The organism is Bacillus sp. 22475 (assembly GCF_052044835.1).
Lineage (GTDB): Bacteria > Bacillota > Bacilli > Bacillales > Bacillaceae_G > Bacillus_A > Bacillus_A cereus.
In genome coordinates this window covers 114,482-140,054 of the sequence record NZ_JBQENW010000010.1, presented here as the reverse complement: position 1 = coordinate 140,054, position 25,573 = coordinate 114,482, and the positions used below count along the sequence as shown (strand labels likewise).

The window sequence follows — 25,573 nt, the reverse complement described above, 5'->3', positions numbered from 1 at the left end:
TTTACATTCTCGTGACGTAAACGTATTCAATGAAAAGTTTCCCCCTTATCTTTGGAAACAATTGCAACTATGCTATAATGAACAAATTAAATCTTTTACTATATACTTGGAGGCACTATGCTAACTTTTGAAGAAAAATTATCGATTATTGAATCTTTCCCAGAACTAGAAAGAAAGAACGTATCATTAAAACGTGTAAACTTCCACTTTGAAGAAAGTCGTTTAGATAAAAAGAACGTTGTATTTCATTTACACCCAAATGGAAATGGATTTGTGTATGCAAGCGGTATTAAAGGTTACAAAACGGATGATAAGGGTATGGTTAACATCCGTGAGTTTTCAGCAGAAGAGTTACGTTCAGTAATTGAGAAATCAATTGACCTTCTATCACAAGAAGAAGTAGTAGCACCTGTAGAACCTGCGAAAGAAGAAGAATGGCAGAACGAAGATGGTCATATTCTTACTCTTATTTCAGAGGATGACATGTGGAACGTGTACGCTGGTGTAAACTTAGACGGTACATTCAACTCTTATCCAGAAGCTGCGGAATACCTTGATGAAGAAGGGTTTTCACGTAAATAAAAATAGAAACCTATTTCATTCAACGACTTTTATAGTAATCAAAAAAGACACTTAAGGTGTCTTTTTTTGTTATATAAACTCCTTTCTCACACTATCTCTATTAATTTTCATAAAATGATTCAGAGGAGGTTTATATGAATACAACTGCTAAATTAATAAATTGGAAAGAACATGGCGATATGATTATTCTAGAATGTGAATTAAACGGAAAACGCTTCGAGATATCAACATATAAACAACGAATATATAATGCACACCTTTTATCAGCTGACGTTTATATTCGTTTAGATTCATCTGATAATATAATTGGAATAAATATCTATAAAAAGTAAGAAAAGCCCCCTATTCCGTAAGCGGGCTTTATCTTTATTACAAAATTTTAGAGTATACTCTCTTTTTTTCATACAGTTTATGTAATTATACATATTCATTGAAAAATACACTAAATGAATATTACATGTAGTAAAATATAACTTGTGGGCACGTTCTATAAAGCAGATTCTTTTAAAAGGCGTAACATATCAATTATTATAGGGGATGTGGCGTCACTTCGATATTGATCTCAAATCTCTTGTCTTTTGTGAACTAACAATCTAGTGTATATAGACGATTCTGCTTTATAGTGTGTGTTTACACTCATAACAAAGGGGTAATTGTAATACGGATAGATTCCGATTCGTATGAAATGAAATGGTTCAAGTCGGAGAGAGGCACCTTAAGGTGTCTTTTCTTTTTGGACATTACATCCATTTTGTTTTTCCACCTTATTTCAAATGCGCTAATTAACCTTCACCAAGAAGAAATGAGAATTAAGTAAATATAAAGTGATTGATATTCACTTAATTCCCAACCTCTACAAAAGAACAGGACATTTAAGAATTAACAAAGATATTGTTTCTTCTGTTTAATCTCTTACAGAAAAAGAGACGAAAACCCCATAGATATGGGGCATCCTTCATTTTCTATTTTTTCGCACCTTTCAGTGACTCCCTCAGCACAAACTTCTGCAACTTCCCGCTCGCATTACGCGGAAGTTCATCTACAAATAAATAATGACGCGGACGCTTATAATCTGCTAATTCGTCACTTTCTTTGCAATACGTTTCTAAATCAGCTTCTGTTATTGTTTCATCTTTCTTCACAATAACTGCCACAACACGCTCTCCCCATAATTCATCTGGCTCACCAAGTACCGCCACATCTAATACACCAGGATGACTATGAAGGAAATCTTCAATTTCACGAGGGTAAATATTTACACCACCGCTAATTACCATATCATCAACGCGATCTGCAACGAATAAATAACCATCTTTATCGAAGTATCCTAAATCACCAGAATGATACCATCCTTTATACATCGATTTTTTATTCGCTTCTTCACGATTATGATAGCCCGCCATCATAGTTGGGCCACGTAAAATAATTTCCCCCACTTCATAAGGAGGTAATACATCATCTGGTTCTGCCGGTGCATCCTCGTTCGGTTTCACAATACGAACTTCATGACTAAAGCATGGCGTGCCTGCTGAACCCGCTTTCGTAATTTGATCCTCCTCTACGAGAAACGCCACAACTGGTCCCATTTCTGTCATTCCATATATTTGAACAAGGTCAATATAAAGACGTTCTTTACATTCCTTCACTAACGCCGATGCCATTGCCGCTCCGCCATATATACCGATTTTCATTGAAGTTAAATCATACTGAGTTAAATCTTTTTGCAACAACATATTCCACATCGTCGGTGCTGCAAAGAACGTCGTAATCTTTTCTTCTTGAATCGTATGTAATACTGTTTCTGTATCAAAATGATGCAAAATGACATTTTTTCCGCCAACTTGAATGCGTGGTATGATTCCGGTATTTAATTCACCACAGTGATATAAAGGCGCAACAACAAGCCCAACACTATCTCTATTATATTTTAGGAAATACGTACAAATCATACTATGCTCAGCCATTTCACGATGACGATGTAATACGCCTTTCGGATGACCTGTCGTACCGCTCGTATAAAGCATAGAACAAAAGTCCATTTCATCAATTTCGATATTTACTTTCTCAGAAGATGCTGCATTCACTTTTTCATGGTAGGAACTTGCATAGGAAGGTTTATCGTTTTCTATAGACCAAAAAGATGTATTTGGAAAATCTCGTTCAATGATAGCAACAGTTGACTCAACTGCTTTTTCAAAGACAACGACTTTCGAGGATGCGTCCTGAAGAATATAAGATACTTCTTTCGCCTTTAAGCGAAAGTTAATCGGGTTAAAAATTGCACCAATCTTCGCACAAGCTAAGTAAACGTTTACAAATTCATGGCAGTTATATAAGTAAACAGATACTGTATCTCCCTTTCTTACTCCATCTTCTAATAGAGCGTGCGCCGTTTTATTTATTTGTGCATCCCACTGTTTATATGTCCAGCGAATATTTTTTTCAGGTTCCACTAACGCCTCTTTATTCGGATACTTACCAACAGATAAATCAAAAATTCTCCCTATCGTCATGTACATGCCAACAATTTCCCCCTTTTCTCTTTCATAAATCTATCATTTCGTCCATAAGTAGACATTGTCCTTCAATGTTTTGACTAATTTTTCTGATTATTATCGACATAGTTTTACAACACGTGCAAATCGTTGGTACATGAAATTATATCGGCGATTTTTCGAATATATCGACTTACCGCCAAAAACTGACAAGATATAATCGCTCCCCCATTACTGCAGGATAAAAAGAGGTTGTTCCGACTCGGAACAACCTCTTTCTTCTTATGCGAATAGCTCTTCTAAAATTTTCAGTTTATCTTCTGTATATTTTACAAAGCCATCGTTATATGATTTTGGATCTTTCGGATTCGCGAAGTGCGTAATTGCCCCGGTCTTCGGATGAACAAATTTACTTGATGCACCGCAACCAAGTCCGATAATTGATTGTACTTCTTCCATAATGACAATGTTGTAAATACTTTCTTGCGTCGGCATTGCATAACCAACGTTCTCTAAGTTACCTAAAATATTCTTTTGACGATATAGGTAATATGGTACGTAATTATGCTTTTGCGTCCACTCTTCTGCTTCGTGCATCATCGCTGTAATTTCTTCGCGACCTGCTACTTTATATTTACGTTTGTTTTGTGTCATTTCAGAAGCACGTTTAAATGATAACGTATGAACTGTTAATGATTCTGGCATTAACTTTTCTGTTTCATCTAACGTATGCTTGAAGATATCTAACCCTTCACCAGGAAGACCAATAATTAAGTCCATATTAATATTGTTCATTCCCATTTCACGAGCTAAATGGTATTTCTCAATTGTTTCTTCTACAGTATGATGACGTCCAATTGCTTTCAGTGTCTCTTGATGATATGACTGCGGATTAATACTAATACGGTCAATGTTCCATTTATTTAACACTTCTAGCTTTGCTGGCGTGATCGTATCTGGACGACCTGCCTCAACTGTTACTTCACGTACATTTTTCACGTCTGGGAACGCTTCGTACATTTCTTCATACAGCATATCCATCTCTTCTGCTGTAATACTTGTAGGTGTACCGCCGCCATAATAAATCGTCGTAACTTTCACACCTTTTTCTTTTAAAAACTTACCAATTTCACGAACTTCATAATGTAAACCACCTAAGAACGAATCAACAGACCCTTGGCGTCCATTAATCGCATAAGCCGGGAATGTACAGTATGCACATTTCGTTGGACAGAACGGAATACCGATATAAATACTTACTTCTTCTTTCAAACGGTATAAATCCGGAACAACTGCTAATTGGCAATCAACAATACGCTGAAGAAGTTCAATTTTCTCTTCATGAATTAAATAACTTTCACGAAGTTCTTGATGCGCTTCTTCTTTTGACATACCATTTTGAAGCATTTTATGAAGAAGTTTCGTCGGACGTACTCCCGTTAAAATACCCCAGCTTTGTTCAAGTCCAGTTAACTGCTGAAGAACAGAAAGATATACATAAGAAACAACGTGCTTCACTTGCTTCATACGCTCTTTTTCATCTGTGAAAGCAGATAAATCTTTCGAGAATGTTTCTTCATACACATTTCCTGTGCTAACATCCGTTAATCGAGCGGATGCTTTCACATTATCCTCAATGTGTATATCAACGATCAGATTCGCTTCCTCTTGTTCAAATCCAATCGTACTATCTTCAAAAAATAAGCCGCCAATATTTTGTAGCGGACGTAAAAAACGATCATCTTGTAACGTTTTAATTGAAATTAACACATTATCACCTTTTCATTTGCAAACTCTCTTTAGTTTACTTGAAGGGCGTTTACAGGTCAATACAGAAGGTTTTACCTGTTTCTCTTACATTTTTTCAAATAATTCTTTTTATGAATATCGCTCATGTATATAGACATCATGATTTTCTCTTGTTAAAATTTATTAGTACAAAAAATCGTTACATAGCGAAAATACAATATATAAAGGAGGAATGTTAACACTAGATTCCATAATCTAATGTGTTAAAAAAAAATATGAAAAAGAAATTTTATAGTGTTTTAACTCTCTCTCTTGCATTACAAACTGTTCTTGCACCTACTTATTCATTTGCAGAGAGTGCTGAAAAATCCGCCGAAGTATATACGGAGGATCAAGTTTTTAAAAGTATTAAGGAGCATGTTAATGAGCATAGTACTCATGAAGAAGATATCGAGGTTACTGGCCAATTCCTACTATACACTTCAAAAAAACATTCATTATATACCGCGAATGATTTAAAAAACAAATCGAATATCGAGATTACAGAACAAGTCGTAACGGCGACAAAGAAAAAAGGAAATGCTTACTACATAACGACGTCAACTGGCGCTGGATGGATAGATAACAATGATAATAGCTTAGAAGTTCAAGAGATTCATAAACTATCTAACCAAAAATTAATCGTAAAAGAAGAAGCTTCCATACATGCCCTTCCGTTCCAATCGTTTAAAGAAGAAGGGAAACTACAACCACAAGTCATTACTCCTACTGAACAAGCTGGAAATTGGTTTAAAGTCCAAATAAACGAAACAGCAAAATGGATTTATGCACCTTCTGCTACATTTGAAGGTACAAAAGCTTCATTATTAAAAAACAGTCGTACTGCTAAAAATAGTTTATTGAGAGCTCCGGAAGCTCTACAAACAAACAATATTTATGGCGTTACATTTAAAGAAATGATTGTCCCTAAAGGAAATGACGATATTCGCCCTGGCTACCCGATGGTACCTAAATATATTACGATTCACGAAACGGCTAATACAGCGAAAGGTGCCAATGCTCTAAATCATGCAAAATTCTTAGATAACCAAGCACGCGGAACAGCTGATCGCGCCGCATCTTGGCATTTCACAGTAGATGATAAAGAAATTTATCAACATCTTCCGGTAAATGAAGTTGGATGGCATGCTGGAAATAAAACTGGAAACTATGAATCTATCGGAATTGAAATTGCCGTTAATCAAGATGGAAACTATGAAAAAGCGGTAGAAAATGCCCGTAAATTGGCAGCTTATTTAATGAACGACTTAAATATTTCTCTAGATAAGGTCCAAAAACACCAATTTTGGTCAGGAAAAAACTGCCCTGCGTTTATGATTCAACGCGGACAATGGAATGCTTTCTTAAAAGGAACTGAAACATACTATAAAGAAAACCAAAAAAATCCCGTAACTGATGACATTACAGGTGGATGGTATGAACAAGACATTCGTCAATTAGCAGCTAGAGGCATTATGCAAGGAGAAGGGAACGGCAAGTACTTCCCAGAACGTCTTGTTACGCGTGCTGAATTTGCTACACTAATTACTCGTGCTTTACAATTACCAAGTGGAAATGCTAAGTTCACAGACTTAGAACAAGTACACCCATCTTTAAGAGACGGTATTAATCGTGCAGCAAGCGCAGGCATAATCCGCGGACGTGGTGATAATACATTTGATCCAAATACTACAATTACACGCGAAGAAGCTGTTATTATGATCGATCGTTCTCTAAAACACGCTGGTATTTTTGCAAAACAAGTTGAACTACCATTCGTAGACCAAAACTTAATTTACGCTAAAGAAGAAGTACAAAGAGTGTATGGATATGGAATTGTAAAAGGTAATGAATTTAATCAATTCGTACCAAAAGGACCATCACAACGTGCTCACGCAGCTGCATTTATAAACAGAATGCTTAGCGTAATTGAAGCTTAACATATTTATCATTCCATATAGATATTTTCATTTTATCTGTATTCACTTAAAAAGGCATCAGAGATTGTATATCTCTGATGCCTTTTATACATCTGTTAACTATTTTTAGCCATGAATCTTAAACGTATTCCTAGTAGCAGAAGCATAAAACCGATGAATGGAATGTGATTCGTATTGTGTCCTGTAGCTGGAAGTTGTTGATTATTAGAAGAACCTTGTCCTTTTTCTGGAAAATTAGGTTTTTCTACTCCCTCACCTGGTTTTTCTACTCCTTCACCTGGCTTTTCTGTTCCTTCACCTGGCTTCCCTGTTTCTTCACCTGGCTTCCCTGTTTCTTCACCTGGCTTCCCTGTTTCTTCACCTGGCTTCCCTGTTCCTTCACCTGGCTTCCCTGTTTCTTCACCTGGCTTCCCTGTTTCTTCACCTGGCTTCCCTGTTTCTTCACCTGGCTTCCCTGTTTCTTCACCTGGTTTTTCCGGACCTTTTTCTGTATCTTTTTTATTTGTAAATTGAAGCTTTACAACTTCAATTTTTTCATTAGAAATCGTAAATTTCATTTCCTTATCGGATAAAGTGTATCCTTCTGGCGCTTGGATTTCTTTTAAAGTGTAATCTCCTGGTTCTAACTTCTTAGAAGTCGCTTTACCGCTCTTATTTGTTGTTAATGTATCGATTTTTGTTCCGTCTTTCCAAATTTCAAACACTGCGCCTGCTAATATTTTATTTGTATTATTAGCATCTACCTTTGTAATTTCTAATTGACCTGTAATTTCTTCTTTCACTTTTTCATTCATAACTTCTTGTTTTACTACTTCGTTCGCTACAACATTTACTTCTACTGTCACTTCTAGCGCCTTATAACCTTCCGGTGCTTTTGTTTCTTCTAACGTATACTTTCCTGGCACTAAGCTTTCGAATTTCACAACGCCGTCTTTATTCGTTGTTTTCGCTTCTCCAACTACTTGACCAGCTTCGTTCTTTAATTTAAATTCTGCACCTGCTAGAACTTTTCCACTCTCTGCATCCTTTTTGATTACTTGTAAGCTTCCTAGTTCTTTTGCGTTTTCTATTTGTACTTCTACTACTTTGTTTGCTTCCACAACGACTTCAATTTCTTCTTTTAACAATTTATATCCTTGTGGTGCTTTCGTTTCTTTTAATGTGTATGTTCCTGGTTCTAATTTCTGAGAAATTACTTTACCTGTTTTATCTGTTCGTAACGTATCTACTTTCTTACCATCTTTATACACTTCAAACTCTGCGTCTGATAATACTTTCGTTTTATCTTCCGCATCTACTTTTACAATTTCGAATTGACCAAGGCTCTTACCGTTCGTTACTTTTACATCAATAACTTTTTCACCGTCAACTGTTACATGAATTATTTGTTTTGTTAACTCATAACCTTCTGGTGCTTTTGTTTCTTCTAACGTATATTCACCTGGCACAAGTCCGTCTACTTTAACCGTTCCAGACTTATCTGTTGTAATTCCTTCTTTTACAACATTTCCTTTTGCATCTTTCAATGTAAATTCTGCGCCTGCTAAGCGTTTCGTTTGATCTTTATCATCCATTTTAATAATTTGTAGAGAACCTAAGATTTTTTCGTTTTCTGCCTCTACTTTTACTACTTCTTTCTCGTTTTGAATTGTTACTTTCCATTCTTTATTTGAAAGCTTGTAGCCCGCTGGTGCTTTCGTTTCTTTCACTGTGTATTCACCTAGCGGTAATTTTGGTGACATCACTTTTCCACTCTCATCTGTTTTCAGTTCCGCTACCTTTTTACCATCTTTATACACTTCGAATTCTGCACCTGATAACAATTTCGTTTTATCATTCGCATCTACTTTCACGATTTCGAATTGACCTGTTACTTTTTCATTCATAACTTCTTGTTTTACTACTTCATTTGCTACAACATTTACGTCTACTGTTACTTCTAGCGCTTTATAACCTTCCGGTGCTTTTGTTTCTTCTAACGTGTACTTTCCTGGCACTAAGCTTTCGAATTTCACAACGCCGTCTTTATTCGTTGTTTTCGCTTCTCCAACTACTTGACCAGCTTCATTTTTCAGCTTAAATTCTGCACCTGCTAGAGCTTTTCCACTCTCTGCATCCTTTTTGATTACTTGTAAGCTTCCTAATTCTTTTGCGTTTTCTACTTGTACTTCTACTACTTTGTCTGCTTCCACAACGACTTCAATTTCTTCTTTTAACAACTTATATCCTTGTGGTGCTTTCGTTTCTTTTAATGTGTATGTTCCTGGTTCTAATTTCTGAGAAACTACTTTACCAGTTTTATCTGTTCGTAACGTATCTACTTTTTTACCATCTTTATACACTTCGAATTCTGCATCTGATAATACTTTCGTTTTATCTTCCGCATCTACTTTCACAATTTCAAATTGACCTGTTACTTTTTCGGGGATCTTTTTATTCACCACATCTACAGTCACTACTTTATTAGCCTCTACATCAACAGAAACTGAACTAGATGATAATTCATATCCTTTCGGTGCTTCTACTTCTTTTAATGTATAGCTTCCAACTGGAAGTTGTTTCGATAAGGCTTCACCTTTATCATCTGTAACAATTGTTTCCACAACTTTCCCATCTTTATCGATAACATCAAATTTTGCACCTGGTAGAAGTTGACCAGATTCACTATCTTTTTTCAATAATTTAAATTGGCCATTCTCTACTTTTTTCGTATTCTTCATAACAAGTTCAATTACGTTTGTATTATCAATTGTTACTTTGACTGGTGTATCAACTTTTATATATCCTTCTGGTGCACTTATTTCTTTTACAAAATAGTCACCAAGTGGTAAATCTTTAACTTCCGCAATACCCTTTTCGTTTGTTGTAACAGTAGCCACAACGTTATTATCTTTGTCTATAACATCAAATTTTGCGTCTTTTAAAACAATGTTTTTATCATTTTCATCAACTTTTTTAATTTGTAAATGTCCTTTTTCGGCTGCTGGTTTATTCCATTTTGGCCAGTTAAATTTAAAGTTATGAACCTCAAAACCATCTCTTTGGTGTAATCCTCCAACATAGGCTTGTCCATTAATAGAACCACCTTTTGTTTCTACAACTGCATTAGGTGCAAACACACTACCTACTACACCATATCCTTTAGTTGTTATCTTTTTAGCATTAGGGAACACCCAAATGACTTTACTAGCTAACTCAGTGAAGAAGGAATTAGGGTCATATGCTTGAGAGGTATTAACTAATGTGAACCCGCCCTTATCTGTCGTATCATACAGGATTGCACCGCCACCAAAATTAACTTCTTCTGCATCTGAATGAATAACAATAAAATCTTTGTTACTTACATTTGGAAGATAAACATCCTTTACATTGAATGGTTCTTGCCCTTCTAATCCTGAAGAGACATAAATATTAGGATTCTTTACATCTTCACCGATTCCAAAGGTCATACCCGATTTTGGTTTATCAGTATGTAATTGGCCCGCATCCTCAATTACGCTATCAACGTCTTTTCTAAATTCTTTAAACTTAGCATCAATCTCCGCTTGCTCTTTATAAGAGATACGGTCATATGATGTTTTCATTGCGCCATCTGGGTCACCGTCTTTTGTCATCGCCACTGTTCCATCTTGAATAATTACTTGTCCTGCTCCCGCTTTCGTAAATTGACCGCCTAGTAATAATGATGGATATCCTTCATCTACCCAAGTTGCTCCAGCTAAGTTATTTGCTCCAGTTGCAGCCGCTACGACTGTATAACTTGATGCGTTCATATTTTTCTGAACAGCCATCGCACCTTCAATATCCGCACTCGTTGCACTATGATCTCCAAAAATGATGGCGTTGTAATAAGATACATCACCTAAACCTTTTAATTCTGTTGTAGCTGCCTCTGCTTTAAATGGTAAATGGATTAAAAAATTCATACATATTAGTAATACAACTATTAAACTACTACTTAACTTTTTAATTTTTTGATTAAATGATTTCCTCAAGAAATTCATTCCCCCTTTTAAACTTCCTAAAACCACAAAAAGAAGTACATTTCATATGTACCAGGTCTTACTCACATTAACTTAAAATAATCCATTTAAATACAACAAAGGAACGCTACAACTACTTAATAAAATTACTACAATTCATTTTTGAAATAATACGTGAACTAAACTGTCATGCGGAAATACTTTTACGTATGGGAGCCCAATAAAATTAATCTGAAGAATATTTCATGTGGTGTAACTATTTTGACAACATCATCCACTTTACATTAGTTTTCTGAAGGATTCAAGTGAATTGTATGAATCCCATACACAATTCACAATTTAAAACGTTTTCATTCATTTTAATAAGCTCAACAAAAAAACGTAGCCAAAAAGCTACGTTTTTCTTTCATCGTTTCGGTGTATTTTTATGATTCTTCAAAAACGGAAGCGGGAATTGCTTACGGAAATGCTCTTTAATCATATACTCTACACCGTTTTCACTATTTGAGCGTGTAATCCAATCTGCTGCTTGCTTTAATTCTACAGGTGCGTTCCCCATCGCTACCCCAAGTCCCACGTTTTCAATAACCTCTAAATCTTCCATACTATCTCCAATCGCAACCATTTCATTTAGCGAAATATTTAAATGCTCTCCAAGCAATTGTAATCCACGTAACTTTGATACATTTTGCGGTAAAATTTCTATTCGTTTTGAATCACATTCAACATACTCTACATCTTGGAATGCTTTTCTTAATGTGTTCAGTCCTCTTTCTTTTTCACCTTTACTTTGGAAAATAACATCAATTTTTGGCGCTGCTACCGGATGGTCACGAAGCGCGTCACCTAATGAATCTACAAATTGAACTGGATAAAATAACGGATCTGCGCTTGATAATACAGTGCGCGCAATTAAGTTTGGTGTATTTCTCTCACGATTTCCTATCGAAAACCGTTCATGAGAAATGCGTACGTTACAATCAAAGTGCTCTAACACTTGCACAATGTTAAAAGTCTTCTCTTCAGATAATCTTCTTTGAACGTACGGCTTATCTAACGTTGCTGAAACGAAAGCACCACCATGTGTCACTAATATAGAATCTAATTTTAACGCCTTTGCTACTTTATGAGCGGATTGAAAATTACGACTCGTAAATAACGTAACGTATACATCTTTTCTTTTCACAAATTCAATTGTTTCTCTTAATCCTTTTGCAATTTTTCCATTGTTGTATAGTAGTGTCCCATCTATATTAAGAGCTAGTAAGCGATAAATCATGTCGCACTCCCCCTCTTCGCTGTTGTACTCTATCCATAATTTATGAAATACACCCGATAAATAGAACGAGTTAGAATTACTACTGAAAATTTGGTTTACTATATACATATACACTTAGTAAAGGAGATAGTACAATGCAGGCACCTCCTTCCTTTTATGAAGGCGATACGTTAGAAGTAGCAAAAAAATTACTCGGGCAAAAACTCGTTCATATTGTAGACGGAATAAAGCGAAGCGGAATCATTGTAGAAGTAGAAGCATATAAAGGCCCAGATGATAAGGCCGCACATAGTTACGGCGGCAGACGGACAGACCGCACAGAAGTCATGTTTGGCGCACCAGGGCATGCTTACGTATATTTAATTTACGGTATGTATCATTGCTTTAACGTTATTACAGCGCCAGTGGGCACCCCGCAAGGTGTTCTCATTCGAGCTCTTGAGCCGGTAGATGGAATAGAAGAAATAAAACTAGCGCGCTACAATAAGACCGAAATTACAAAAGCGCAGTACAAAAATTTAACAAACGGTCCTGGCAAACTATGCCGTGCACTTGGCATCACTTTAAGAGAACGCGGTGTATCGTTACAAAGTGATACGTTACATATTGAATTAGTTCCAAAAGAAGAACACATATCATCACAATATAAAATAACAGCAGGACCTCGTATTAATATCGACTATGCAGAAGAAGCTGTACATTATCCGTGGCGTTTTTATTATGAGGGACATCCGTTTGTTTCAAAGAAATAAGCAATATCAACGATTTTTCAAATATATCTATCATAACTTACAATATATCAACGGTTCGACAAGAAATATCGATTTATCGACAAATAATAACATTACGAATAAAAGAAGACTGTTCCAAAATGGAACAGTCTTTCCCTTTTACTCTGCACCTTCCGCAGTTGCAATATTATCCTCTAAATTTTCTCTTGATAATTCAGCCGCCATAAAATCAGCTGTTTCTGGAAGTGCTAAATACATATGAGCTTTTTGACAAATTTGGATCGTACAGTTTTCTATAACATAGTCGAAAACATGTCCACCCCCGCTTCTTTCATCATCAATATAATGTAAGTGGAATCCAGCTACACCAATACCTTGCGCATAATCTGGTGTCCAAAATCCAGCAAGCGTACCTTCTGTATTTTCAAATGAAAAGATTGGTTGTGATTTCGTCACTTCAACGAGTGGTGTATACGGTTTTTCTTGTCTTGGAACAGTTCTCGTTCTTACTTCACGGAACGTACCGTCCATTCGAATACCGTAAAATAAGTTTTTACTTGGCATTAATTCATGTAATAATGCTTCAACTTCTTCACGATTCATCGGACGCTCTACCGTATAACTCATTTCTTTTTCAAAAAACGTTACAGTCGCAAATGGTGTTGTTTCTTCTGGTTCTACTTTTTCTGCTGAACCGTCTGAACGTAAATGATAAAATTCATTATCAAATGCAATCATTTCACCATCTAATTGATCAAATGTGCCGATGCCAAAATCACCATGTTTTTTCAAATCTTCAAAGCTAATCACACCATCATATATACCATCTAATAGCGCAAGCATTGTAGATGTTTGATATACTTCATTACTCGTTTTCGTTTTTTTTGCATCAATATCAATTAATTGCGCAACAGTCATCTCAAATCTGCCTCCATTAGTTTAATTGGTTTGGTAATAATTTTTCGCTTAATTTAATATTGTCACGATAGTCAATTGGAATATCAATAATGACAGGACCATCTGCTGCTAATGCTTCTTTTAATACCCCTTCTAATTCATCAGGCGTGTTAACACGAAGACCTAACGCCCCGAAACTTTCCGCATATTTCACAAGATCCACATCGCCAAACTCTGTAGCTGATGTTCTGCCGTATTTCATCATTTGTTGGAATGCAACCATATCATATGTGCCGTCTCTCCAAACAAGATGGACGATTGGAGAATTTAAACGTACCGCCGTTTCTAACTCCATCGCTGAGAATAAGAAACCACCGTCACCTGATACGGAAACTACTTTTTTACCTGGTTCTACTAAAGTAGCTGCGATTGCCCAGGGAAGTGCAACACCTAACGTTTGCATACCGTTACTAAATAATAATCTACGTGGTTCATAAGAACGGAAACATCTCGCCATCCAAATAGAATGGGAACCGATGTCACATGTAACAGTTGTATCGTCACTAATTAAAGAACGAAGTGTACGAATCACTTGAAGTGGATGCGTAACACCTTCTGAAGGACGATTTGGAACTTCTGCTTGTTCTGATAATTTCGCGCGTAATCGTTCTAATACCGCTTCTGATTTCGTACTTAATACAAGTTTCGGTAATTTCTCCGCGATGCTATTTACCGTTAAGGCAATATCACCAATTAATTCACGCTCTGGTTGGTAATCATGGTCGATATCTGCTTGATGGTCGTCAAGATGAATAATCGTTCTGTCGCCAAGTTTATTCCAGAACTTTGGATCATACTCGATTGGATCATAACCGATAGAAATAACAAGGTCTGCTTCTTCTAGTAAAATATCACCTGGTTGGTTACGGAATAATCCAACGCGGCCGAAGAAATGATCTTCTAACTCACGTGAAATCGCACCAGCTGCTTGATATGTTTCAACAACAGGAAGCTCTGTATCCGCAATTAATTTACGAACAGCTTTCGTCACTTCATTTGTACTTGCTCTCATACCGAGTAAAATAACTGGTAATTTCGCTGCTTTTATTTTTTCTACTACGTATGTAATATCATGTGTGGGAGCGATTCCAAGCTGTGGCTTAGAAAGCGCACCGATAGACTCTACAGTTGTTTCCGCAGTCATAACGTCTTGCGGAAGACTTACTAAAGTAGCTCCCGGATTTGTGGAAGTCGCACTTCGAAATGCATTACTAAGTGCTTCTGGCACATTATCAGGATGCTCTACTTCTACGCTATATTTTGTGATTGGTTCGAATAGTGCAGCATTATCCATAGATTGATGCGTACGTTTTAATCGATCCGTACGCGGTACTGCACCAGCTAAAGCAACAACGGGATCACTCTCCGCATTCGCAGTAACAAGACCTGTCGCTAAATTTGATGTCCCTGGTCCTGAAGTTACAAGACATACTCCCGGTTTCCCTGTTAATCTACCAATAGCAGCTGCCATAAATGCTGCGTTTTGTTCATGACGACAAACAATTAACTCTGGTCCTCTTTCTTGCAGTACATCAAATACAGAGTCAATCTTTGCTCCTGGAATACCGAAAACATGTGTAACACCTTGTTTAATTAAACAATCAACAACAAGATCTGCTCCCTTTGTTTTTGTCTTCACGTCGTTTGCTTTTACACCTGTACTCAAAACTAATCACCCTTTATTTCATAATGTGTGTAATAAAGATTTTAATTTCACCTAGTTAATTAAGCTGGTGAAGTATATTTATCATTATATTACAAATACATTATTTTTCCAACAATATGAATTTGACATTATTTTGACAAGTTTTAAAGAATGCGCTTACAACCTTTTGTTTATCTTAAAATAATATTTTTATATCTCTTCTAAAAATACGCAAAAATATTTCCACCCATTTATAATATTAATAATTTTATAGTACCTTGCAAAGAACAATAGTAAGTGATATATTTGTAAATAATGGAATAACCATTATTTGGAATGTTATTCACAATTAGTATATCTCCTTTCAAAAAGTAGATATGGATCGAGTGTGCTGTTTAGAAAAAAGATAGGATTTTCAGCCATAATTCATCATTTTATAAAGGAAAGTGATCGTTATGAACAAAAGTGAATTTTTAGAACAACTTAGTTCTTCCCTACGGAATATGCCTAATTCAGAAAAGGAGGATATTATCTCGGAGTACGAAACTCATTTTATTAGTGGTAAACAAGATGGAATATCTGAAGAGGAAATTTCTAAAAAGCTAGGAAACCCTAAAACCATTGCTAAAGAACTTACTGTTTCCTATGCAATAAGCAATGCTGACAGTAAACGAAGCTTCAAAAATATGATAATTGCACTTTTTTCTGTTATGAGCTTAAGTGTTTTAAACTTTGCCTTTATCTTTATCGCCTTTTTCGTACTACTCTTTTTATTACCGATTCTTCTAGCACTTATCATTGCCACGCCAGTATTAATTATTTCGTCTATTTTATTAATAGGATTAGGATTCTTTAAAGGGTTTCATCAAATTAGTTATTCCGATGTTTATAATGTGTTCATCGCTTTTTGCGTCGGTTTACTCATATCCGTCATATCTTATCAAATGGTAAAACATCTATATGCACTTTTAGTAAAGTATTTGAAATGGAATATTGCTATTTTACAAAGACACTACTGAATGTAAAAGGAGATTAAAATGAAGAAATATACTTTATATTCACTCATGCTACTTACTCTTTTATTTCTATCAGCTTGTTCAAACAGTGTACAACCTAAGGAAGAAAACGATGTACAATCTATTAAAGATGTTGCTATTAAAGTTCCAGAAAATATATTTAGTTCCTCAAAGAAAAACGAAACTATTAATGAAGACGAAATGAAACAAAATATAAAAACTTATTTAGATTATAGCGGAGAGTTATACGAAAACATCGTTCCACTTTCGTCAGCCATGTCTGACGAGAAGGTTACTGAGTCCGACCGAGAGAAATTACAAAAACTAATAGATTTAGCTCAACAAAACGATGCGAACTTCCATCATTTTATTAGTAACAATACGATTCCTGATGATTACAAACAGCCTTCAAAGGAAATTCATAATTATATTTCAGCATCTACAGCACTTTCAGTAGAATTAGATCAGGAAATAGAAAAATTCGCTCAAGATGGTAACTTATTCAAAACTGATTTCTCTTTTACAAAACGCTTTGAGAAAGTTAATGGTAGGAAGCAAAAAGAAATTGAAAAGTTTTTGAAGGAGAAAAACATTAAAACGGAGTATTTCAAAAAATAACAAACAAAAAAGACGTGTGTAGAGATAATAAACTTGTTTACTTCTTATAGGGCTAATGAAGTAGTTTAATGGAAGAAGAATTTATAGTGAGTGTTATAATAATCAATATCTTAAGCAAAGGGGGCAGCATTTTTGCACAAACTCAATGCATTAATACCAGAGCTATCAGTTTCAGATATGGAGGAAAGTTTAAATTTCTATTCGGAAATTCTCCTGTTTAAAATTGAATATCAAAGACCAGAGGATAAGTTTGCTTTACTGTCTTTAAATGACTGCCAGATTATGATTGAAGAAGTAAATGGTCATTGGAGTACTGGGGAGTTATCTTATCCCTACGGAAGAGGAATCAATTTTCAAATTATCATAAATGATATTGATTCACTATATGATAGTTTGAAAAAGAACGAGTATCCAATTAAATTTGATATTCAAGAGAATTGGTATAGAGCTGATACTAAATTAAAGGGACAAAAAGAATTTTTAATTATGGATCCTGATGGTTATCTATTAAGATTTGTTCAAAATTTAGGTGAAAAAGATGTTGAGGCAGATTAAGCTATGTAAAACAGGATAAAAATTTAGTAAATGGAGCAAGCTACTTTTTTTCAATAAGCGGCATTAGTTGAAGAAAAATTAACCAACTTTATTATTTTATAAATTAAAGGCTACAACAATTAAATTTAGTTTTAAATAAATTTAAAACCACCTACAAGTTAATTTTAATAGGTGGCTATTACATTTCTTATACTAAAATTAAACACCTTTATTGTCACTGAAAAAGACGCCCCTATACTAGGAGCGTCTTCTCTCATTACGCTTGTTGTTGCGCGCTATATAATTCTTCAAGTGGCTTCATGATAATTTTGTTAACGTCACCGATTACAACGTTTAGGCGTTGCTCAGTTTCCATTAATTTTGTAATTTTAGCATCTTGTTGAATGCGAGCTACAACTTCTTGTGCTTGTTGGTTGTCTTCTTCAGTGATTTCTTGGCCTTGCATCATTTTTTGTTGTAGGCTAAGTTGCATTGTACGGAACTCATCAAATAAGTTTTTTGAAGCTGTGTCAGCTTGAACTGCTGCGTAGCTCTCTTTTAAAGTTTTGAAGTCTTCGTTTTCAGCGATTGCTTTTTGTAATTCATATGCAACATCATGAATGTTCTTTGTCATTTTATTTTTCCTCCTTTAGAAGGCTAGCGCTTTTCATACGCACTGCCTTTTCAGTGCATTTACATACGCACCTCTTCTTACCATATCAAACTATGCAAGAGATGTGAAGAAATTTCACTTTTATTTCTATGTACTCACCTTATTATCTAAGAAACAATAGTAACAATCCTTGTACGAGTCCGATCATTCCACCTAATAATGCTCCTAAATACGTAATCATTTTTAATTCGTTTTTCGTAATAGACAGAACTAAGTCTTCTAATCTTTCTGTTGAGAATGTAGACACTTCTTGCTGGACAATTTCCGCAAGGTGTAGATTATTTAGTATACTCTCTACGTTTTCTGTTCCCCACTTCAAGCCTTTCTTTACTGCACTTGGAACCACTTTTTCAATAATTGTTTCTCGAACCGGCTCACATACTTGCTGAACAGATTGATTTAAAAACTTACTCACTGTTTCCTCTACTTTAACTGCTGACAGCACGGAGCTTACAATCATTTCTTTCTCTACAAATGCTTCTAATTCTTTTACATCTCTTCCTTTTAACTTTTCCCACTCTTTTTGCAGTACGTCAGTTAAAAGCTGCTTTGTACCATCTTGACCTAAAAACTTAATAACTTCTGGCTGCACACGATCCACTACACTTACATTTCCTAAAAACATTCCGACTAAGTTAAGTAGCGTTCCGCGAGAAGCAAAGAAATCATCAATCATTTTTGAAAGACGTACTTTCCCTTCTTCACTTTCAAAAAAGCTAATTCCTCGCTCTAAAATAAACGCCGAGACATTCGGAATCGCATTCTCTACTTTTTCATTTACAGAATGAGGTAAAGCCTGTTCCCATGTATATGTATAATACTCTGCTAAAAATGCATGAATTTTTTCTGTAATAACATGTTCGATTTTTCGAGTCGCTTCTTCTTCTACATGCGCTACATTCCATTTTTCTAACATATGTCGCAGTGATTGTTCATTCGTAATTACTTTATCCACTTCCACTTGCGCCCAGTGGATTAAACCCTTTTGAAACTCTTCATTTGTTAGCTTTTTTCCGATTCCTTCCGGTGTTAACAAATGCTCTACAACCATTTTCCCTAATTGAACAGCAAGTTCATCCCTGCGCTTCGGAATTAATCCTGGTGTAAATGGAACTTGAAACTTCCCGATATAAATAGGACGATGAGGACGAAATAACATTTTTATCGCTAAATGATTCGTATATCCTCCAATAATCGCTCCGAGTCCTGTCGTCGTTAACATATTTAACCATATATTCATTACAATCAACCTTTCACTTCTCCAAAACTATAGCATATCATCATACGGACAAAAGTATAATGGTATAAAAACGTATTTGCAATATATAGCTTCGCCTATTATGCAAATAGTAGTAAAGGAGTGATTTCGTTGGTTCTCGGTCTTTTAGCTTCTAAACTTCATTACGAACAAACGTATTACACCGAAATCGCTAAACGCGCTCGGCTTTATCATAATGTCGTTGCCCAGTTTACGCCATTTTGTATTGATCCTAAAACAGACCTTGTTTCTGGTCTTATTTACGATACAGATACAGGAAAATGGAAAGAGCAAACATTCTCTATTCCTTCTTATATATATGATCGTTATTCTTTTCACGAGGAAACCGACTTTGAAAAAGCAAAATCAATTATTCACTCTTTGCACAATCGTCCTTCTACTACCTTTTTAAATAACACACTTATCAATTTAAGTGAACTATATGATTTATTTCTCACTAATAAAAAACTGTCTCCTTATATACCAAAATTTGAAGTGGCAACGATACAAAACATTTTTAAACTGTTGTTAAAAACTAAAGATATTATTATACGCCCCACTAATACACATTCAAAGGATAACTTATATCGAATTGCTTACAAAAATAAAACGTTTCATATCGATACAGTAAATGAAAAATACCATACTTCTCTTCCATTAACACGGACAGACGAATTTATATCTTGGTGTAAATCTAACATACCTTCATCACGTTACATAGCACACACTATGCTACAACCACCAAATCAATTAACATATCCACTCCACATTCGAACCATTTTGCAAAAAAACAAAGAACAAACTTGGAATGTTATCGGTCAATTTATACAAAAAAGCTCATTTCCTAATCAACTTTTACCCTCAACAACGGACGATGATTCATTACATTCATTTTCAAAAATTAAATACGTACTATCTAGTACGGGTGTGCAACTATTGCAAGATGCTTTACACGACATTATAAATGAAGTATTCCAAACACTAGATCAGTCTTATTCTTCTTTATTTGAACTAGAACTTTCCACAATTATGGATCAAAAAGGCGCAATTTGGCTTATGTATGTCAACACGATTCCCCCTTACGAACAATACATTCGTCATAGTGATTCATTAGCTGAAAAGATATTTCACGGACCACTTAAATTCACTCGCTTTACACCATAATGAAAGGAGGTAAACCTATTTTGAAAGAACATATATATACATTAAACATTTCAGATGAACATCCAAATAGCATTACTTTACCTTACGTTTTTTCTATTACGCCACCTATTACATCCCTCTCCTTCGGTATACGTCACATTGCAAGTGAAGAGGTGAAAATTCATTATTCCTTTACTCGCGAAATTATTATCGGAAAACATATTGCCGAAAAACTTTTACTACCTCAATCCACTACTATTCATGCATTCACACAAAACCAAACAATTATTTTCGGACCATTAATCGGCATTTTTACAACTGGCTTTAACGATGATTCTTCTAACCCTTTAGGAAATCGTTCAATTGCTCTCAGTGAGTTGTTAACACCACCATTCTCATTACGACCGTTCGTATTCGTCTTTGGCGTTCAACATATAAACTGGGAAGAAGAAACGATTGAAGGATATTTCTTTCAAGAGAAACAATGGATAAAGAAAAGGGTCCCTTTACCAAATGTCATTTACGATCGATTACCGAATCGACAAGCTGAAAATTATAAACCAATCGTCAGAGCAAAAAGAAAGTTGGAACAAGACTACTCCATTCCATGGTTTAACCCAGGTTTTTTCAATAAATGGGAAGTTCATCAACTTCTTATGAAAGACGAATCAATTAGACCCTTATTACCAAACACAGAAGCATTTCAGCATTTTGAACAAGTAGAACGGTTTCTTGGCACGTATAAATCTGTGTACATGAAACCAATACACGGGAGCTTTGGTAGAAATATTCATCAAATGTTTTATTCTCAAACAGAGAATTGCTACTACTGTCGTTATCGCGAAAATGAAGAAAATAAACTAAGAAAGTATCAATCATTAGAAACTCTTCTAAACCACGTATTAAAAGGACATGATTTAAAAAAGTTTATCGTACAGCAAGGTATTTCGTTACTTCGCTTCGATGGGCAACCTGTTGATTTCCGCATTCATACAAATAAAAATCATTTCGGTAATTGGATAGTTAGTGCAATCGTCGCCAAAATAGCTGGCAAAGGTAGTTTAACAACGCACGTAAATAGCGGCGGTGATACGAAATTGCTACAAGAGCTTTTTCCAGATTCAACGAAACAAGTTCAAATTGAAAATAAATTAAAACATACTGCCTTACAAATAAGTTACGCGCTCGATGAACAAGTAACCGGAAATATTGGAGAAATCGGTTTTGATATCGGTTTAGACACAAAGGAAAATCCGTGGCTCTTTGAAGCCAACTCTAAACCTGGGCGAACTGTATTTCAAGATGAAAAATTAAAAGAACAAAGTGAAATGACGCGCCAATTATTTTACGAATATGCCGTCTACTTAACGGAACATTCTTTACGTGATACAAAAGAAAAAATGTCTCAAATCAAATCCGGGACTTCATCAAACACCGAACATATCCCTTCTCCTATGATTCACTCACAAATACAAAAACAAAAACTTCCACCTAGATAATAAGGTGGAAGTTTTCTATTTACACAAGTTTCACTACAACCTCAGTTTCCACGTTACATACTCCGCAATAAAAAATATGATTGCAATATTTATTTGAATTATTATGCGTTAAACCATCTACTGCACTTAATAATTCTTGATCCATATAGGCACTATAATCGTCTATGTAATCTACAGACTTCCCATAATCTTGGAGTATACTTTGGCAATTTTGACAAGAATATGTTTGTGATTCTAATGCGTTGCAAAGTGGGCAAATCCCCATCATGATTCCTCCATACGTTATCGTTTAAAGCCTCTCTTTTTTAGATTGAAGAGAGCACCTACCCATGCATAGGAGCGGTCACTCCATCCCTACTTAAAAATAGAACTATAAAGTTGCTACCGATTTCATTTCAATAAATCATAAATAAGAAGCTAATGATTAGCCTACAAGTAGCAGGCTACAATGAGAAAATTATATTTAATATCCTCCTTAGTTTGGCCTGTTTTCTTAAAAATACAACGATTACTCTTATTTCATAATTTACGAAATCAATACGTTTTTTTGACAAAATTTACAAATTATTATTTTGTATATCTTTCTAGGTAACATCCATACTATGAGTACAAACTTAATTACCGATGGATTAGCGCCAACCGGGGCGATAATCTGGTTCAACTCCAGCTAGTCCAACCAAAAAAATTTTTATAACTCTAAGGAGGATATATTCCTATGGCAAACCAAAATTCTTCAAATCAATTAGTAGTACCAGGTGCAACAGCTGCAATCGATCAAATGAAGTACGAAATCGCTCAAGAATTTGGTGTACAATTAGGAGCAGATTCTACGGCTCGCGCTAACGGTTCAGTTGGTGGAGAAATTACAAAACGTCTAGTTGCAATGGCTGAGCAAAGCCTTGGCGGATTCCAAAAATAAATATATATGGCAAAAAGGTCTCAGGGCATATACCCTGAGACCTTTCTTAATTTACTGCAACATTTGTAAAAACTTTTTCGTGCGTTCTTCTTTTGGATTTGTAAATACATCTTCTGGTGTACCTTGTTCGACAACGACACCACCATCCATGAAAATAACACGGTTGGCAATTTGATGTGCAAAACGCATTTCGTGCGTTACAATAACCATCGTCATGCCTTCTTTAGCAAGTTCTTTCATGACTTTTAAAACTTCTTGAACGAGTTCAGGATCAAGCGCTGACGTCGGCTCATCAAATAGTAACACTTCCGGCTCCATCGCAAGCGCGCGCGCAATTCCAACGCGCTGTTGTTGTCCGCCTGATAATTGGAACGGATATAAATCCACTTTATCTGCTAAACCAACTTTTTCAAGGAAATAGTTTGCTTTTTTCTTTGCTTCTTCTTTCCCTACTTTTTTCACTGTAATGAGCCCTTCCATTACATTCTGAAGTGCTGTTAAATGAGGGAATAAGTTATGGTGCTGGAAGACCATACCTGTTTGTGTACGAAGATTTACAATATCTTTCTTCGATACTTTTTGAGCGAAATTAAGCTCTTTATTACCAATGCTAATATTACCAGCATCCGGTGTTTCTAGTACGTTGAGACAACGTAAGAATGTCGTTTTACCAGATCCAGACGGCCCAATAATAACAACAACCTCGCCCTTCTCAACTGTTAAATCTATATGCTTTAGTACGGTATTATCTCCGAAACTTTTTTGTAAATGTTGAATTGAAATCATAAAAACAAAAACTCCTTTTGTAAAAGGATTATTTTAATGTGTAGCGTTCTGAACGCTTTTCTAACATCTGTTGTACGATTGATAATAAGAAACAAATAACCCAATAAATAAGACCTGCTTCAAAATAAACAATTAAAAACTCGTAGTTCATCGCCGCAATTTCCTGCGCTTTTCGGAACATTTCTGTTACTAAAATTAACGATGCTAATGAAGTATCCTTCACTAAGCTAATAAATGTATTCGAAAGCGGCGGGATTGATACGCGCGTCGCTTGTGGTAAAATAACACGTTTTAATGCCTGTGGATATGTCATCCCAATTGTATAAGCTGCTTCCCACTGCCCTTTCGGAATGGAAAGGATAGAAGCACGAATAATTTCAGATGCATATGCACCGACATTTAATGAAAATCCAACAACTGCTGCTGTATATGGCTCAACTTCAATATTAAGAGTTGGAAGACCATAGAAAATAATAAATAATTGTACAAGAAGTGGTGTTCCGCGAATGATAGATACATAGATACGAGCAATCCATTGTAAAATACGACTACCAGAAATACGTGCGAGCGCTGTTAACGTTGCCAGTATAATCCCGATAATAAATGTAATAAGCGTTAATGGAATTGTTGTAAAAACAGCTTCCTTCAGCATAGGCATGAAGGAAGTCTGCATAATATCTATCCAAGTAGACAATCGATCTGAAACCAATGCACTACTTAGATACATTTTCACCGAACCATTTTTTCGTTATTTTGTCATACGTACCGTCTTTTTTCATCTCTTCTAACGCTTTATCTACTTCTTGTACAAGCTTATCGCTACCTTTACGGAATAAGAATCCACTTTCTGAAGCTTCTTTTTCAGTATCTACAATTTTAATTTTCGCATCTTTTTTCGTTTCTAAATAATTTAATACTGATAACTTATCATTAATTGTAAAATCAACGCGTCCTGAAGCTAATAATTCTGCTGCTTGGCTAAACCCTTCTACACCAATAATTTCCGCACCATTTTTCTTAGCGATATCTGCATAGTTACTCGTTAAAGATTGTGCTCCTTTTAGTCCTTTTACATCAGCAAATGTAGCAGGCTTATCTTTATCTTTTGCAATAACTAATGCCGCTGAAGATGAAACATATGGCTTAGAGAAATCGTATTTCTTTTGACGATCTTCACGAATACCAACTTCGTTTGCAACCATATCGAAACGTTTTGCATCAAGACCAGCAAGTAAGCTATCCCATTGTGTTTCTTTAAATACAGGCTTTACACCTAAACGTTTTGCAACTTCTTCTGCTAATTCAACATCGAATCCAGTTAATTTATTGCTTGAATCGTGGAACGTAAATGGTGGATATGTACCTTCTGTACCAATTACAAGTTCACCGCTTTGTTTAATCTTTTGTAACGCATCTTGACTAGCTGTATCTTTTTTCTCTTCTTTACCGCAGCCGGCTACAATCCCGATCGCTAATGTAGTTACTGCAAGCACTGAAAATAATTTCTTCATGATTGTAATCCTCCAAGTATTCTGATAGGAATTTAAAAACTATATTGATTGTATGCAATCTTGAACAATTTTTCAATGAAAATGTTCTTATTTAGTTTATCCTTTTTCTTCATAATCAAACAAAAGGGAAAATAACGCTACATACAAAAAATAAGTAACATTTTTTAATATAGCATTTATAAAGAAAAAGGTAAAACAATACTTCTTATTTAACTG

The 25,573-nt window shown here is 35.3% G+C and carries 22 protein-coding genes; 10 read left to right on the top strand and 12 right to left on the bottom strand.

Features of this window, described 5'->3' with window-relative positions; genetic code table 11:
* Positions 1-117: 117 nt before the first annotated feature.
* Positions 118-582, top strand: coding sequence for a hypothetical protein (locus tag ACTJJY_RS17830; protein WP_000954998.1), 465 nt, complete (start codon positions 118-120; stop codon positions 580-582).
* Between the two features lie 134 nt (positions 583-716).
* Positions 717-914 carry a hypothetical protein gene (locus tag ACTJJY_RS17825; protein WP_001098258.1) on the top strand — a complete coding sequence of 66 codons (198 nt, stop codon included), beginning with the start codon at positions 717-719 and terminating at the stop codon, positions 912-914.
* A 630-nt stretch (positions 915-1,544) separates the two neighbouring features.
* On the opposite strand, the gene ACTJJY_RS17820 is transcribed toward ACTJJY_RS17825, so the two are convergent.
* Together ACTJJY_RS17820 and ACTJJY_RS17815 are read right to left on the bottom strand one after the other, a co-directional pair.
* Positions 1,545-3,101 (bottom strand): fatty acid--CoA ligase, encoded by a 1,557-nt coding sequence (locus ACTJJY_RS17820; protein WP_440606156.1) that lies wholly within the window; start codon positions 3,099-3,101, stop codon positions 1,545-1,547.
* Between the two features lie 258 nt (positions 3,102-3,359).
* Positions 3,360-4,847: a coproporphyrinogen III oxidase gene (locus ACTJJY_RS17815; protein ID WP_000908776.1), complete on the bottom strand. Its 1,488-nt coding sequence runs from the start codon at positions 4,845-4,847 to the stop codon at positions 3,360-3,362.
* 254 nt (positions 4,848-5,101) lie between these two features.
* Here ACTJJY_RS17815 and ACTJJY_RS17810 point away from each other — a divergent pair, with 254 nt between their 5' ends.
* Positions 5,102-6,805, top strand: a complete 1,704-nt coding sequence (locus tag ACTJJY_RS17810; protein ID WP_440606155.1) for an S-layer homology domain-containing protein — start codon at positions 5,102-5,104, stop codon at positions 6,803-6,805.
* Between the two features lie 95 nt (positions 6,806-6,900).
* On the opposite strand, the gene ACTJJY_RS17805 is transcribed toward ACTJJY_RS17810, so the two are convergent.
* Together ACTJJY_RS17805 and ACTJJY_RS17800 are read right to left on the bottom strand one after the other, a co-directional pair.
* Positions 6,901-10,800, bottom strand: coding sequence for a SpaA isopeptide-forming pilin-related protein (locus ACTJJY_RS17805; protein ID WP_440606154.1), 3,900 nt, complete (start codon positions 10,798-10,800; stop codon positions 6,901-6,903).
* Between the two features lie 394 nt (positions 10,801-11,194).
* Positions 11,195-12,067 carry a Cof-type HAD-IIB family hydrolase gene (locus ACTJJY_RS17800; protein WP_081144058.1) on the bottom strand — a complete coding sequence of 291 codons (873 nt, stop codon included), beginning with the start codon at positions 12,065-12,067 and terminating at the stop codon, positions 11,195-11,197.
* Between the two features lie 134 nt (positions 12,068-12,201).
* Between ACTJJY_RS17800 and ACTJJY_RS17795 the strand changes: the two genes are divergently transcribed.
* On the top strand, positions 12,202-12,819 hold the full coding sequence (locus tag ACTJJY_RS17795; RefSeq protein ID WP_440606153.1) for a DNA-3-methyladenine glycosylase: 618 nt from the start codon (positions 12,202-12,204) through the stop codon (positions 12,817-12,819).
* Positions 12,820-12,957: 138 nt separating this feature from the next.
* On the opposite strand, the gene alsD is transcribed toward ACTJJY_RS17795, so the two are convergent.
* The gene (alsD, locus tag ACTJJY_RS17790; protein WP_267416690.1) at positions 12,958-13,716 is read right to left on the bottom strand and encodes an alpha-acetolactate decarboxylase; all 759 of its coding nucleotides are present in this window, start codon (positions 13,714-13,716) and stop codon (positions 12,958-12,960) included.
* Between the two features lie 16 nt (positions 13,717-13,732).
* Positions 13,733-15,421, bottom strand: coding sequence for an acetolactate synthase AlsS (alsS, locus tag ACTJJY_RS17785; protein WP_306187313.1), 1,689 nt, complete (start codon positions 15,419-15,421; stop codon positions 13,733-13,735).
* A 434-nt stretch (positions 15,422-15,855) separates the two neighbouring features.
* On the opposite strand from alsS, the gene ACTJJY_RS17780 reads away from it, so the two are divergent.
* The 3 genes from ACTJJY_RS17780 (at position 15,856) to ACTJJY_RS17770 (ending at position 17,589) form a co-directional block, all read left to right on the top strand.
* Positions 15,856-16,419 carry an HAAS signaling domain-containing protein gene (locus ACTJJY_RS17780; protein ID WP_440606152.1) on the top strand — a complete coding sequence of 188 codons (564 nt, stop codon included), beginning with the start codon at positions 15,856-15,858 and terminating at the stop codon, positions 16,417-16,419.
* Positions 16,420-16,437: 18 nt separating this feature from the next.
* Positions 16,438-17,034, top strand: a complete 597-nt coding sequence (locus tag ACTJJY_RS17775; protein WP_440606151.1) for an NDxxF motif lipoprotein — start codon at positions 16,438-16,440, stop codon at positions 17,032-17,034.
* Positions 17,035-17,166: 132 nt separating this feature from the next.
* Positions 17,167-17,589: a bleomycin resistance protein gene (locus ACTJJY_RS17770; protein WP_106823022.1), complete on the top strand. Its 423-nt coding sequence runs from the start codon at positions 17,167-17,169 to the stop codon at positions 17,587-17,589.
* Between the two features lie 256 nt (positions 17,590-17,845).
* On the opposite strand, the gene ACTJJY_RS17765 is transcribed toward ACTJJY_RS17770, so the two are convergent.
* Together ACTJJY_RS17765 and ACTJJY_RS17760 are read right to left on the bottom strand one after the other, a co-directional pair.
* Positions 17,846-18,202, bottom strand: a complete 357-nt coding sequence (locus ACTJJY_RS17765; RefSeq protein ID WP_000164614.1) for a YlbF/YmcA family competence regulator — start codon at positions 18,200-18,202, stop codon at positions 17,846-17,848.
* Positions 18,203-18,344: 142 nt separating this feature from the next.
* The gene (locus ACTJJY_RS17760; RefSeq protein WP_440606150.1) at positions 18,345-19,481 is read right to left on the bottom strand and encodes a DUF445 domain-containing protein; all 1,137 of its coding nucleotides are present in this window, start codon (positions 19,479-19,481) and stop codon (positions 18,345-18,347) included.
* A gap of 129 nt (positions 19,482-19,610) precedes the next feature.
* On the opposite strand from ACTJJY_RS17760, the gene ACTJJY_RS17755 reads away from it, so the two are divergent.
* Both ACTJJY_RS17755 and ACTJJY_RS17750 read left to right on the top strand, forming a co-directional pair.
* Positions 19,611-20,663 carry a YheC/YheD family endospore coat-associated protein gene (locus tag ACTJJY_RS17755; protein ID WP_440606149.1) on the top strand — a complete coding sequence of 351 codons (1,053 nt, stop codon included), beginning with the start codon at positions 19,611-19,613 and terminating at the stop codon, positions 20,661-20,663.
* Positions 20,664-20,683: 20 nt separating this feature from the next.
* Positions 20,684-22,141, top strand: a complete 1,458-nt coding sequence (locus ACTJJY_RS17750) for a YheC/YheD family endospore coat-associated protein (protein WP_440606148.1) — start codon at positions 20,684-20,686, stop codon at positions 22,139-22,141.
* A gap of 19 nt (positions 22,142-22,160) precedes the next feature.
* Here ACTJJY_RS17750 and ACTJJY_RS17745 read toward each other — a convergent pair whose 3' ends face one another.
* Positions 22,161-22,406 carry a hypothetical protein gene (locus ACTJJY_RS17745; protein WP_440606147.1) on the bottom strand — a complete coding sequence of 82 codons (246 nt, stop codon included), beginning with the start codon at positions 22,404-22,406 and terminating at the stop codon, positions 22,161-22,163.
* 450 nt (positions 22,407-22,856) lie between these two features.
* On the opposite strand from ACTJJY_RS17745, the gene sasP reads away from it, so the two are divergent.
* Positions 22,857-23,060: a small acid-soluble spore protein, SasP family gene (sasP, locus tag ACTJJY_RS17740; protein ID WP_000013339.1), complete on the top strand. Its 204-nt coding sequence runs from the start codon at positions 22,857-22,859 to the stop codon at positions 23,058-23,060.
* A 51-nt stretch (positions 23,061-23,111) separates the two neighbouring features.
* On the opposite strand, the gene ACTJJY_RS17735 is transcribed toward sasP, so the two are convergent.
* The 3 genes from ACTJJY_RS17735 to ACTJJY_RS17725 are packed head-to-tail and all read right to left on the bottom strand — an operon-like array spanning position 23,112 to position 25,357.
* A complete protein-coding gene (locus ACTJJY_RS17735; protein WP_000623598.1) occupies positions 23,112-23,846 on the bottom strand; it encodes an amino acid ABC transporter ATP-binding protein in 735 nt (244 codons plus the stop codon).
* Positions 23,847-23,874: 28 nt separating this feature from the next.
* Complete coding sequence (locus ACTJJY_RS17730; RefSeq protein ID WP_000281499.1) at positions 23,875-24,573, bottom strand: amino acid ABC transporter permease; 699 nt, start codon at positions 24,571-24,573, stop codon at positions 23,875-23,877.
* Entirely contained in the window at positions 24,560-25,357 is a 798-nt protein-coding gene (locus tag ACTJJY_RS17725; protein ID WP_440606146.1) for an amino acid ABC transporter substrate-binding protein, read from the bottom strand. Before ACTJJY_RS17725 ends, ACTJJY_RS17730 begins: the two co-directional genes overlap by 14 nt.
* Positions 25,358-25,573: the final 216 nt, after the last annotated feature.